Source organism: Nitrosospira sp. Nsp13 (assembly GCF_900101945.1).
GTDB classification, from domain to species: domain Bacteria; phylum Pseudomonadota; class Gammaproteobacteria; order Burkholderiales; family Nitrosomonadaceae; genus Nitrosospira; species Nitrosospira multiformis_D.
The window spans coordinates 328,772-342,155 of sequence record NZ_FMVD01000001.1 but is presented as its reverse complement, the minus strand read 5'-3'; the positions used below and the strand labels follow the sequence as shown (position 1 = coordinate 342,155).

5 protein-coding genes are annotated in these 13,384 nt (G+C 57.1%); 3 read left to right on the top strand and 2 right to left on the bottom strand.

What is annotated here, in order from left to right; translation table 11 throughout:
* Positions 1-8: 8 nt before the first annotated feature.
* Both BLO43_RS01565 and BLO43_RS01560 read right to left on the bottom strand, forming a co-directional pair.
* Positions 9-5,948 carry a toxin TcdB middle/N-terminal domain-containing protein gene (locus BLO43_RS01565; protein ID WP_090905383.1) on the bottom strand — a complete coding sequence of 1,980 codons (5,940 nt, stop codon included), beginning with the start codon at positions 5,946-5,948 and terminating at the stop codon, positions 9-11.
* A 19-nt stretch (positions 5,949-5,967) separates the two neighbouring features.
* A complete protein-coding gene (locus BLO43_RS01560) occupies positions 5,968-10,038 on the bottom strand; it encodes a Tc toxin subunit A-related protein (RefSeq protein WP_090905381.1) in 4,071 nt (1,356 codons plus the stop codon).
* A 604-nt stretch (positions 10,039-10,642) separates the two neighbouring features.
* Here BLO43_RS01560 and BLO43_RS01555 point away from each other — a divergent pair.
* The 3 genes from BLO43_RS01555 to BLO43_RS01545 all read left to right on the top strand — a co-directional run bounded on the left by BLO43_RS01555 (position 10,643) and on the right by BLO43_RS01545 (position 13,312).
* Complete coding sequence (locus BLO43_RS01555; RefSeq protein WP_090905379.1) at positions 10,643-12,025, top strand: MBL fold metallo-hydrolase; 1,383 nt, start codon at positions 10,643-10,645, stop codon at positions 12,023-12,025.
* Positions 12,026-12,141: 116 nt separating this feature from the next.
* Positions 12,142-12,651 (top strand): YeeE/YedE thiosulfate transporter family protein, encoded by a 510-nt coding sequence (locus BLO43_RS01550; protein WP_090905377.1) that lies wholly within the window; start codon positions 12,142-12,144, stop codon positions 12,649-12,651.
* A 43-nt stretch (positions 12,652-12,694) separates the two neighbouring features.
* Positions 12,695-13,312 (top strand): YeeE/YedE thiosulfate transporter family protein, encoded by a 618-nt coding sequence (locus tag BLO43_RS01545; RefSeq protein ID WP_254773271.1) that lies wholly within the window; start codon positions 12,695-12,697, stop codon positions 13,310-13,312.
* The last annotated feature ends 72 nt before the right edge of the window (positions 13,313-13,384 follow it).

Below are 13,384 nucleotides of genomic sequence, written 5' to 3'. Positions count from 1 at the left end.
CGGGTACATCAGCCCCATTGCGGGATCTTGGGACGATCGGGTTCTGGTGTCACGGGATCGCTGCCGCGCAGCCCTGGAGGTACATTGCTTTCGGCAATACGCTCCCAGAAACTGTCCAGCCCGTTTCCTTCGAACACGCGTGTTGCCTGGAAGAAACCGAATGCTGCGTTACTCAGCATATGGCCCGATTCATGTTCGAACGTTGCGGGGATGATTTCTCCGCCAACATAGCGGGATGTGTTCACGAAACTGAATGCGCCGAAGTTGAATGCTCTCCCGTCCAGCTGTCCGACCCATCCGCCCACGGTGAAAATGTTTCCCGTTTTCCAGTCAACCTGCATATCTCGAATCCGCAGCGCATCCACCTGCCCGAACGTGACCAGGTAGCCGACGACGTTCAAGGCGAACAAGGTAAGACCAATGGCATGGCCCGGCCAACTCATCGGCATCAGGTAGCTGGTCCAGCCGAGTATGCCCTGATAGACATCGCTCTTTGCCACTGGCGGGATGACCGACAGGAAGGTGATGACACCCAGTGCGGCGCCGATAATCGGCCCGAAGATCATGCCGCCGATCATGGCGTTGGCGCCTGCGGTAAATCCGATCAGCGCCCCGCGCAGGGCGCCTTCCCAACTACCATAGGCAATGCCGCCGACAACAGCGCCAATCGCGGCACCCGCAAGTCCTGCAACCGCCGCATAGGCCAGGAGCGTGCCGAACCCGATCGCGGTCCCGACTCCGAAGGTCAGCACCGAAACGGCGACAACGGCCACCACCACGGCGATGGCGATGACGATCGCGCCCAGCACATCCCAGAAGCCGAGGCCGCTCGGATCGACATAGCGCACCGGATTATTGCCGGCGTACGCATAAGGGTTCAGACGCTTCGGTTCCTGAAGCCCCTGTTCCGGTTGGTACAGGTAGAGCGGGTCCGGTGAAATGAAGCGACCCATCGTCGGCGAGTACCAGCGCGCGTTAAAATAGTACAAGCCGATTTCCGCATCGAGTTTTTTCGTCGCGAATGCGGGGGGCAGGGTACCGGACGGTGCAATGAGCACACTTCCAAAAGGGTGGAACGCGGCCTCGGTCAAAAGGCCGCCATCCACATCAGTATAGATGACCGCACTGCCCAGATGATCGTTGTGGATGAATACGGTCGTCCCGCCGGAGATACGGGCGACCGGCAGGTCTCCCGCCAGCACCCAGCGCGTGTCTGAACCATCACCCGACTCGAACAGGTTGTCAACGTAGTGCGTCACCTCTGTCGAACCGGCCTCGGTGGCTTCGCGCCGGCTCAGCACACCTTTATGGTCATAGAAAAAAGCCACATCGGCGCCGCTGTCCAGTTGCACGCGCGCAAGTTGCTGCTTCGCGTCAAAAGTCAGGGTGCGCCCCGGCATGGATACGACGTTGCCGTTCGGATCGTACCCGAACAGACTAACGGGATTAATGCCGTCGCTGTGACCACTCAGCCGGTTGCTGTTGCCGCCGTTTTCATAAAAGAGCGGATTGGAGCTGATCAGTGGATTGCGAATAAAATTTGCCGCTGCGTCATATTCGTAGACATGCGAATATCCTGCCGTTGGATCGGGACTGGAAGCCTCCAGCAGATTGTGGAAGGCATCGTATGCGAAGCCCTGCGTCCGCAGAAATCCCGGCGTAGCAGGCCGCAGATCCTCGATTGACGCAACGTTCCCGACTGTATTGATGTCGTAGCGGGTATGAAAGTATACGTCTCCCGTATCGGGCCGGAACGTCCGGATTTCCCTTAGCCGAAGAGAGGCAGGATCATAGCTGTATTCAGTCCGGACTCCGTTCTGATAATCCATCCCCGTTCGCACACCGGCGGCTGTGTATTCGATCGCGTTCAAAACTCCAGGAATGGACCGAAGTAGAAATCCCGAATAGTGCTCGAAATCAATAACCGCCCCATCGGGGTAGGTCAGCCGGGTCATACGGCCGATGCGGTCGAATGAGTAGCTCAGTGCCAGGGCTTCGGTCTGGCCCGGCGCCAGGCGCGAGCGCTCGACGACATTGCCGCGGGAATCGTAGCTATAGGTAGTCTCGCCGGCGGGGTCGATCGTGCGTGCAATACGGCCCGTCAGATTCGTGCCTGTCCCGGCGTCGTAGAAGTATGTTTCCGGCTCGGTACCCCCATAAGTCGTCCCGGTGATGCGATTCAGTTCATCGAAGCTGCGATTAATGGGCTCGCCGGCCCCATCCACCTGCAGCGCGAGGTTGCCGGCGGCATCATAAGCCAACAGGCGATGGCCCGCATCCACATGCTCGATCGAAATCTCCTGACCCGTCAGATCGCGGGTGATGCGGCTAAGGACCACCCCCCGGGGATCGGTGATCTGCCGCAAACGGCCGGTGGCATCAAGCTCGTAGCTTGTTGTGCGGCTTGATGCCTGGTCGCGCTCTTCCACTCCCACCAGACGGTACCATGCGTCGTAGATCTCGCGCCGCGGTGTCCCGAACGAATCCGCCAGGGCAGGGTCGTTATCTCCGGCATCGGAAAACACCGTGTCGAGCGTTCCATACTCCGCGCCGGATTGGCCACCATCCGGATGCAAGGTGCGGATCGCGCGGCCCAATGGGTCGAAGAAGAAGCTGCGTCGTGGCGCGGAAGGGTCGGTTGAATACGGCTCGAACTCCAATCCTTCGGCATAGAAGGATTCGAATTTTTCGGCTGTCTTGCCCCGGGCATTGGAAACGACCTGTCCGCTGACGGATACCCTGTTGCCGTCATGCTCGGTGCGGCGCTGGAAGAGGGCTCCGGCTCCATCGAGATACTCATTGACGGAAATGGTGCGGGAATCACCCGAAAGAACGAGATAATGGGCAGCACGCAGCGCAGGCAGCGTCGCAGTCTCGTATGAATAGGTGACGGTGGGGAGTGTGAGCGTATCGCCGGGGGCCACTACCAGGGCAATACGTGCCAAGGGGTCGTAGCGCGACTCGGTCACTCCGCCGTTAGGATTCACCATCCGCCTGGGCCTCGCTACCCGGAGATCGTGCTCGACTGTTGCGACAAAGCCTTTTGCATCAGTAATCGACGTGGCGAACAGACCGAATTCGTCGAAGACGTAGGTTGTATCGTTGCCGCGTGCATCCCGGCTGACCAGGACGTTGCCGCGCTCATCCAGGCTGACCCGTTTCTGATTGTACAGCCAGGCAGGTTCGCCATCCTGATCCACTCCATCGTGATACTGCAATGCTGAAAAATCAGGCTCATGCGCACCATATATGGACGTGGCTGCATTCTTGTGCAGCGCCACTCTTTCAGTGCGGGTGAGCAGTCCATTCGTGACCTGGCCGAGCGCCAATCCCTGGAATGCGGCGCCATCATAATAATGACGCACTTCGTTGAGCAAATTGCCGTCACCGTCACGCTGGACAATACGGGAAACGCGATCGCGAACGCGTCCTGCGGGGTCCAGCGCATACTCGGCGTGGGTCGTTACAATGCCGGGTGCGCCGGGTGCGCCTGATCCGCCTTCTCCGCGACGCTCTTCGGTAGTCACATTTCCGGATATATCGAGCGTGAACAGGCGCCGCTCGATACGCGCATCGGACGTCCGTTCGAATGTCGATATGGCTGTCTCCTCGATGAAAGGAAACAGAACCCGCCGGCTATCCGCAAGCGTCTGCTCAACCCGCACGGTCCACGTACTCTCCTCCACACGGTATGGAGCCGATGCCAGCGGACCCCCGTCTTCTCCGAATACCTCTACCCGGAAAAGCTTGCGTTTCAGGCTGCGTCGAAGCTCCGGATCGGGAACCGCCGGCCGGCCCGACGCTTCGGTGTGATAGTAAAAGACAGTTCGACACGAGGGAATCGAGTCATCGCCTTCTTCAATCTGCTCGGATCGGCCGAATCCGTCGAATTCCCGCCGATACCCATCGTAATGGCCTTCGTGATAACGATAGCGGGTCACGTTATGCAGGCCGCTGATCGAGTCATCGACGGTGACGGCCGAAACCACCTGCACCGGAAACGGAAGAAATGATGCCCATGGTTCTCCCTGCTCCCGGTCGCGCGTTGCTTCTCCGGTCGAGGTCGAGTATTCGATGGCCGTGATTCGGCCAAGTCCATTATCGATGCGCGAAAGCAGGCCGGGCTTCACATCGCCGGTGAAATCGAGATAGCGATAGTCCGGATACGGGCTCGTCCACAAAATCCCTGCCGTTCCGGTTCCGCTTATGTCCGCGATTCGCAAGGTATCGGCGCGCGAGGTTGGCGGCGTGTAGCGAATCGTCTGCGGGGCGCTGAACGAATTTCCCGACTGATTGATCCAGTAGGTTACCTCGTCATAGCCGACAAAAACGACATCGGCCAAGCCATCTCCGTTGATATCGACGAGGAACACTCTGGCCGGATCGAACGGATACGTGAATCTTGGCGCGGCGGTCATCTTGCGCGATTCGGAGAAACGGCCTCCGCCCCGCGAAGGCCAGTATTCGAAGTAACCGCTGCTGAATAACACTACATCTGCAAGCCCGTCACCATTGATGTCGGCGAGACGGACGCGGGGATCTCCCGAAGAAAGATTCGGCACCGGTGTCGGCAGATCGTCACGCGGGACGAGCCGCGGGGGTGCCCACCCCGCGGAACCCAGGTTGTCGTATACCTGAAGACCGGTGCGGCCATCGTGCACCGCATCAACAAGCCCGTCGCCATTGACATCCATTAACTGCAGGCCACCGGTTTCAAAAGCGAGCTGCGGTTGCCGGACATACCGGTTGAAATCGGCGAACGCGCCGGTTCCCTCATTGCGGTAGAAGCCGCTTAGCGTTCCGCTGCCGACGAGCACATCTGCCGCACCGTTTCCATCCATGTCGGCAAATTGCACGCGGTCTTCCCCTGTGGAAAAGACAGCCGGGAACTGCGGCAAGGAGCGGGGAGGGCTCCACGTGAGCTTGCCCGTATTGGACCAATAGCGCGCCGCACCGTTTTCAATCGACAGAATACCGGGCAGACCGCGGCCCTCCAGATCGATCAGTTCCAGATTCGGCTGGTCGAGGCCGGGAGGCGCGGCGCCCGCTTCAGCCGCGAATTTCCTCAGACGGCGGCTTGAGGGGGTGAACGCGGTATAAGAAAATTCCAGCGGCGGAAGTGACGCCGACTCCCCTGTTTCCGGATCGAAGCCCGAAAATGTGACCGACCGAAGAAGCGACAGACCGGAGTAGGGCTCCGTATCATACGCCAGCGCCCACGTCCGCACAGCGGCCGGACCCAGCGGCTCGACATGAAGCGTGACACGCGAGCAACGAAGGGCAGTATGCACCTCAAAGCCGCTGCGAAAATCCGAGAACGAGTCCGGGCGGGCTTCATATTCGAACCGGATCACATAGACGGCGTAGCGAATTTCCTCGATATAGCGCTGGCCTTGTTCCGTTCGATACCGGTATGTGATGGTGTTTCCCGCGGTATCCTCGGTGCGTTCGATAAGCCAGGCGAACTCCCGGGTCGTCCCGTTATCATCGAATTCGACCCTGCTTTCAGCCGTAGTCCCGAAGGTGTGGCGTATGCCGGACTTTTCCGTGACCTGCCATCCGGACGCCATGCGGCTGAATTGCTCGAATCCGTTCTCGATGGATGCCCGAAAGGTATCGGAGCCCACGGGCAGGAGTTCCGTTTGTCCGGCGAACAGGAATGTATCATCCTCCGTGTAGGAGGGCGTGCCTCGAAACGTGCGGCGGCTGATGGCGGCAAAAGGCAGCGACCAGCCCAGACCCCAGGCGCCATTGCCGGCGCCGGTGCTGTAGCCAAGGGCGAGGCTGGGCTGGAAATTCCGTATGCCCGGCAACAGATCGAGAGGAACCCGATAGTTGCCGACTCCGGAATTCAGGTCCGGCTGAAATGTTTCGCCGAGGCCACGAACGTCGCCGCCGCCTCCAGGATTGGACGCAGATTGACGATTGACAGGCGATTTATTGGCCACAGGCTATCCTCTTTCCGTTTCAGAGATCCACGATGCGGAAGTTATCGAAGTGCACTCCCGCGCTGCCCCAGCTGAAAAGTCCGGCACGTCCTGCGCCGGGTAGCGACGCATCCTGCCCCGACAATACCAGTTCGTCATTCAGGTACGCGTTCAATTGCGTTCCACTGATGCGTACCTTCAACGAATAGCTCGTGTCGGCGTCATATCCGTGAGTCGTATCCAGCGCGGCGGTATCGAGTTCCTGGAATATGCCGGCGACCTTCTTGCCCATGCGGCGATAGTTGCGCTGCCGGTCCATCAGGAAGTAGTAGAAGTTGTCCACATCCTGCCAGCGGAACACCACGCCGATACCATCGTCATCTTCCGAAGTGACGTCGACGACCAGGATGAAATTCTGGACCGCTGGCAGTTCGGCCGTCGTTTTCCGAACGAGGTAGGTACCGGGTTTTTCAGGTCCGGTCGCGCCGGCTCCGAATGGACCGCCGTGTATATCCGACAGCTGATCGATGCGCTGCGCTTCGGCATTGAAGACCCACTCCGATGGCGCGGAGACGGTGGCCTGCGGATCATCGACAACGTCAAAGTTCGCGAGCGTATCTGCATCGAAGCGATCCAGCAGCAACAGGTAAGGCTGGCCGGGAATGCGGCGGGGGGTGAACTCATACTCCGTGGTCATCACGATATTTTCCACTTGCGACCATTCGAAGCCGGCATCGAACCGGGCCTGGTTCTCCGCAATCGGGACAGTGATTTTCCACTCCTGCAGCCATGGCTTGCCAATGAATGCATTGAGCGGGTTCGATCCACCCGTCGAAAGCGCACCGTCGGCGCTCGTGGTCTGAGTGGCAGCAGTGCCATCGGCGGTGGATACCTTGACGACCAGGTTCTCGGAGGTTACGCCTTCGTCCGTTTCGATCAGGAACGTGAGTTCGCGTACACGCGGGTCCAGATGATAGAAAGGGAGCATGGTCGATCGAAGCGTGAACGTCACCTCGCCGGTATCCTGGAACGCGAAGAACTCGTCGAAAAGCTCATACCGGAGTGCGACAGTGCGGCGTCCCGTATTCATCTGCTCGACCGCGAGCTCTTCCAGCACCTTCGGCTTCAGGTTCGGATCGAAGAACGACTCGTAATAAAGCACGAGCTTTATGTCGGTAATGTAGTTCAGGATGATGTCGTTTGCCGCGGGATTGAGCTCGAGTACCCATGAGGTTGAGACTGGGCTGTTTTCGAAGATCGCCAGCATCTCGACGTCGGGTGTGAAGATCACGGCGTCCGCAGCGATGCGGTATTGCGACAGCAGCAGCGTTTCCGGTTGCAGCAGCCGCATCTTGATGCCTCCATCGCGCATTCGCGACAGACAGAGGCCGGTGTTGGTCAGGCTCGCGTGTATTCCGCCGCGGCCGATCAACCCCTCGACGAGTACCTCGGCGCGCTTGATGCGCTGAAGGTAGGCGCCGGGATAGTTCCGGTCGAAATCGCTCAGCTCGGTACGGAAACCCATGGTCCCCGTTCGCTGGAAATCGCGCAGGAACTGGACCGGGTAACGGTCCGCCAGGGAGATGATTTCCTTCATCGGCTGTTTTTTCTCACCGAGAATGATCCGCATGAAGGTGAACGAATCAATGTCGCGCAGCAGAAAGTCGCCGCCCAGAAGACCAGCGAGGTCGTTCCGGACATACGATGGCTTGATAATATTGACCGCCTTGCCGACCTCAAACTCATAAGCCTGTTCCATCAACCGGGCTATCACGATGGCCTGGTTGAGATATGACTTGGAAATCTGGCGAATCTCGTTCGCCAGGCGATTCCAGAGATCAGGCGTAAATTCCTGCGAGTCGAACAGTGCCAGTTGCTGCTCGGCCTGCTGCTTGCGCAGCGTGGCGATATTCTTCTGGATATCGGCGGCCTCTTTCTGTTTGTTCGCGATATCCACCTGTTCATCCGCGACTTTTTTCGCAGCCTCCAGTTCGCTGATCCGGCGATCCATGTTATTGAGTTCGAATTCGCGCGAGATCTCGCTGCGCCGCTGTGTCAACGTACGGAGCACTTCGTCGACACGATGGGTTCCGTTCGAGATTCCATATTCCTCGTAACCAGAGAAATCGTACTCGGTCGTAGGAGCGCCCACATACGTTATCTCGGAGTCCAAGGCCATCTCTTCGAGACTCACATCCGCATATTCCGTTTTCAAATCCCTGGCGTTCTCCAGCTGTGTGTTTGCATAAGCCTGGTTCGCCTCGATTGCTTCCTTCTGTTCTTGTGCTATCTCTACCTTCTTGATCTCGAGTTGTTCGTTTGCGGTCTCCAGATCAACCGCATTCTCCAGCATCGACCGCTGGAACTGCTCCTGCTCGGCGCTGGTCTTGAAATTGATGTATGTCCGCTCCGCCTGAATCGCATTCTCGGCGAAGTAGCGCGCGGTATTTTGCAAGTAGTCAAAGCGAAACACTGGAACCTGTTCGCGAGCCATGCTGAGCAATGGAAAATCGATCCCGTCCTCGATGTTTTGAATGTTGAGTTTGGCAAGCAATACCACGGCTGCGATGGACGGGTTGTGCACCTCGGCATCCAACGGCTGCGGCGCCGCAAGAATGGCTTGTACCTGCGCTGTCAGCCCGTCGAACACCGGCGACTTGTAGAGCGCAGAAGCCGGATCCAGAATGGGATCGGTGAGACGCACGATCTGTTCGTACCTCGTTCTGGCTTCGGCCTTTTCACCGGATTCGAACAGAAAATTACCCCATCTGGCGTATGCATTGGCCAGCTTCAACCAGACCATCGGCGCTTCAATGGCCTGGTTCAGGTATTGATAGTCACGAGCCTTTTCGTACCAGGTGATGGCTTCTTCATAATCGCCCAGCTCCAGGTAGCAGTCGCCAAGACTCAACGGAATGGTGAAGCCGTAGGTGTGGGGAATATAGGCAATGAAATTGGTGTCGATGATCTCGAAAGTCGCGAGTGCCGCGAGCGAGGTTGCGGTGATTCGCGGCTGGTAGATACTTGCCGTCAGGTTTGCGGCTGCGTTGACCTGAAGATCGACGCTGATGACCTGATCGCCTTTGAAGATGCCGAATTGCTGAGCGCCGCTGGATGGAGAAACGGCGGGCGACAGGCTCATATACTGGTTGGAACCTGATGGCGAATTAAGAATGAGGCCGAGTCCCTCGCTGCCCATCGGTCTCTGCATTGCGGTAGCCGTACCGGGGTTGAGCGGTTGCGAAAGCGTGCGCCCAAACGACAAGGGGACAGAGTCTCCCGCCGCCTGGAAAGCAGCACCGGAACTGCGCGCATCCCCGGTCAAGGCCGCCACAACCCCGAGGTTGCTGCTGATCGCCCCGAGTCCCGGCGTTTGCGGAGATTGCCCGGGCGCTGGAGCGGCAGCTGCGCCAGGCGTTCCGGCTGCACCCACGACGCCGGGTATGATCGCCGGCCCAATACCCGCGCCTGTGCGCTGTGCAAGCTCGAATGCTTTCACAAAACTGTCGCGGGCATTATCAAATTCGCTTTGCTGCACGGCAGCAATGCCTGAGGCCACCATAAGATTCGATTCCAGTTCGCGGTCCCTTCCGCCATTGAGTTCGAGCGCCTGGCGAATAATAGGTCGGGCTTCGGCGGTAGCTCCAGCCTGAAGGTACGTCGAAGCCTGTTCATAAAGAACGGCTGCGGGCGATGCCACCACGGTGCTGCCCGTGCCACCGAACTTCTGCACGATGGACGAGATTTCCTGCGACGGACTGGGCGATACTATCGGACGCTCCCCCACGACAGAGCGGTATTTTGCAACCTGGGCAGTGGCAGTAACCATCATATCGGTCAACTGCATTTGCTTGAGCACAGAGGTAGTGATTGCAGTAACGTCAACCGGGAAATAGGGATGAAGGAACTTGTGCAGCAGGGCATAGGCTGTCTGATACTCGCTCAGGGCGTTCTGGAACTCGTCCTGGAAAAAATAATGGTGCCCATTCGCGAGATGTCCCTGTACTTGTTTTTCCAGCGCCAATTTCGGATCAACTTCGGTCACCTGGAAACCGAAAACCTGAGGGATGACTTTGTAACTGTAATAATTGCTGAGATACTTGGTTGCCATAGCTGATTCCTCATTTGATCGGCTGTATGCCGGCTTAATTGAGCTTTAACCTAATCTGCCCTGTAGTGAACTTACCAAAAAGGTGAAGGTCAAGTAATGCAAATAGTCTTTGTGGATCATAGTGTTAGGCTAAAGATCGAGTAGTTAACTGCCAGATTTGGGTTCAATGGCTACAAAAAAAATTTAATATCTACCCATAACAGGCTCCGTCGGCGCATCGGTATAACTCCACTTTTTTATAGACGGCATATTTAGAAATAGCAAATCCAATACGAATTGCCTTATAAAAAATTACTCAGAGGGATCAATAAATCGTTGCCGATATTCAAGTAGGCCAAACTGACCGGTTTGCCCCCATGCCAGCCTATCCACAGGGGCAGTCAAAACCCCCATCGGCCTGAACACAATCAAACGGGTGCAATCCCGCTGGATTGAACCGGGCAGTCGTTCGCGCGAGTTTATTCCTGGGCTTACGCGCACTTTCCGGATTATGTGTCCCAACGCACTGACCAGCCTTTGCGCTGGCAATATGCTATTTTCCATGACCGTACGTTTATCCAATTAAAACCAGCGAAATTGCGCCGAATCGGGAAGGGAGTAGCGAATGTTTTTCAAAAGAATGAAAGCCTCAGGCCTGGGGCAGAACTCTTACCTGCTTGGGTGCGGGGAGGGGCTTGCCGTAGTGGTCGATCCGCGGCGCGATATCGATGAATATCTGGAACTCGCTCGGAGAAACGATCTAAGTATTGCCTATATACTCGAAACGCATCGTCAGGAAGATTTTGAATTCGGTTCGCGAACGCTGGCGGCGATGACGGGCGCCCGAATCGTGACGGGCACGCACGAGCTGTTTGGCCACTCGGATGTCAAGCTTGCGGATGAAAAGGAGCTCAAGGCGGGTACTACGCGTATCGTAGCGCTTGCAACGCCGGGCCATACGCCGGAAAGCGTAAGCTATGCCGTCTATCCACAGGATACCAAGGATAAATGCTGGGGCGTTTTCACCGGCGATGCGCTTTTTGTCAGCGAGACCGGACGCACTGATCTGCCGGACCCGGACCAAACCGGTGAAAATGCGGGCATTCTTTATGATTCCATTCACCAAAAGATTGCGCCGCTCGGTGATCAGACTTTGCTTTTTCCCGCACATGGGTCCGGCTCGGCATGCGGTGGGAATATTTCCAAGCGCGATGACTCCACGCTGGGTATCGAAAAAGAAACCAATCTCGTCTTCAAAGTGAGCCGCATGGAATTCGTCGACCACAAGGTGGCCGAGAAACTGCCGCGCCCACCCTATTTTTCCCATATGGAACGGGTCAATCTGATGGGGGGAAGACCGCCCGGGTTATCGGCGGAGTTCCGCGTCTTTCAACCCGGAGAGTTCCGGGAAAAGATGAAGGACACAATCGTGATCGATTGCCGCTCGCCAGATGCCTTTGCGGCCGCGCATATTCCCTTGTCCTACAACATCTGGCTGAAAGGGCTGCCGGCCTTCGGCGGCTGGGTGGCGGACGAACACACGACAATACTTCTCGTGCTCGATGAGCCGGGCCATATTCAGGAGGCGGTGACGTCCCTGTCGCGCATCGGCATCGACAGAGTAGAAGGCATGCTGGCGGGCGGCGTGGAAGCCTGGCGGGAGCAGGGGTTGCCCATTTACGGGCTGGGCACCATCAGTGCCGAGGAATGCGCCAACTGGATACAGGACCGCAAGACGAACGTGCTCGACGTGCGGGATGATAACGAATGGGCAAAAGAACACATACCGGGCGCCCTCCATACCTTTGTGGGCCATCTTGAGGACAGTATTCCTCAACTTCCGAAAGACAGCGAGCTGGTGGTTCACTGCAGTGTCGGGCATCGGGCCGGGCTGGCTGCAAGCATCCTGGAACGGAATGGTTTTTCTAAAGTTTATAACATGCTGGGGGGTCTCTGTGCGTGGAAAGCGCTGGACCTGCCATTGGAAAAGACGGGCGACGCTGGGTAAACTCAGCTATGGAATCAGTCATCAAATAGTTTAGAGGAAACCTCTGGATTCCCGCTTTCGCGGGAAAGACGATGCTCCCTATTTGATGGCCGACGTAACCTTGATGCGAGGCATCAATGGAACATGACGGTGGTGCATGGTCTCCTTATCTGGTCGGGACACTTATCGGGGTGCTCTCGATGGCGACATTTTATTTTTCCAATCAGCCGATTGGCGCCTCAACATCTTTCGCGCGTATTGCCGGGCTCATAGGAAACCTGTTCTCCAAAGGCCATACCGAATCCCTCAAGTTTTTTCAGGAAACAAAACCGCAGATCGAGTGGGGCGTCATGCTCATGGCCGGCATTATCCTGGGTGCTTTTCTGGCCGCTTACACAGGGGGTGAAATCACCGCGCAATGGATACCAACCTTGTGGGAAGAACACTTTGGCTCAAGTCGCGCACTACGTCTTGGGGTTGCATTTATCGGCGGCACGGTTATGGCGTTTGGCGCGCGGCTCGCGGGTGGATGCACGAGCGGGCACGGCATTAGTGGAGCCTTGCAACTCTCGGTAGGCTCGTGGATCGCGCTGATGTGTTTTTTTGCAGGCGGTGTTGTCACCGCAAAACTGATGTTCAGCATATAGGGCACCGGACGCTATGAATCCCATCACGCCAGCAACACAGGAAATGTCTTCATCCGTTGCTTTCCCGATCCCGCAAGAGAAGCGGAAAAATGAAAAGGAAGCATCAAAAAAGCAATCAGGAAAAGCAGATGGGCCAAGACAACTTGTACTCGGGCTGATCTTTGGCATCGTATTCGGTTTTCTGCTTCAGAAGGGCGGTGTTGCCAAATACGACGTACTGCTGGGGGCACTTTTTTTGACGGATTTCACTGTCATGAAGATCATGCTCACCGCGATCGCCGTCGGCATGATCGGCATATTCTCAATGTATGGCCTGGGGCTTGTCCAACTGCATGTGAAGCCCACGCGCTATGCCGCAAACATAATCGGGGGACTGATTTTTGGTATCGGCTTCGCACTGCTGGGCTACTGCCCGGGTACTGGCGCCGCAGCGCTGGGGCAGGGCAATTACGATGCGATTGCCGGCATCATGGGCCTGCTGGTAGGTAGTTATCTCTATGCGGAGTTGTCCGGTTACCTGGATTCGACGATTCTGAAGTGGGGCAACCGCGGCAGAATCATGCTTCCCGACCTGATGGGAACGCGGCTTGCAATCTTCATAATTTGTTTTGTGCCCTTATTGATCCTGATTCTTTTCGGAATAGAAAAGTATTCTCCATAAGCTACACGAGCGCAAGTGGCTAGCGATGCCGCCGAAGCGATCACCGCTAGCCTGTCATCGCCGACGGGGAAG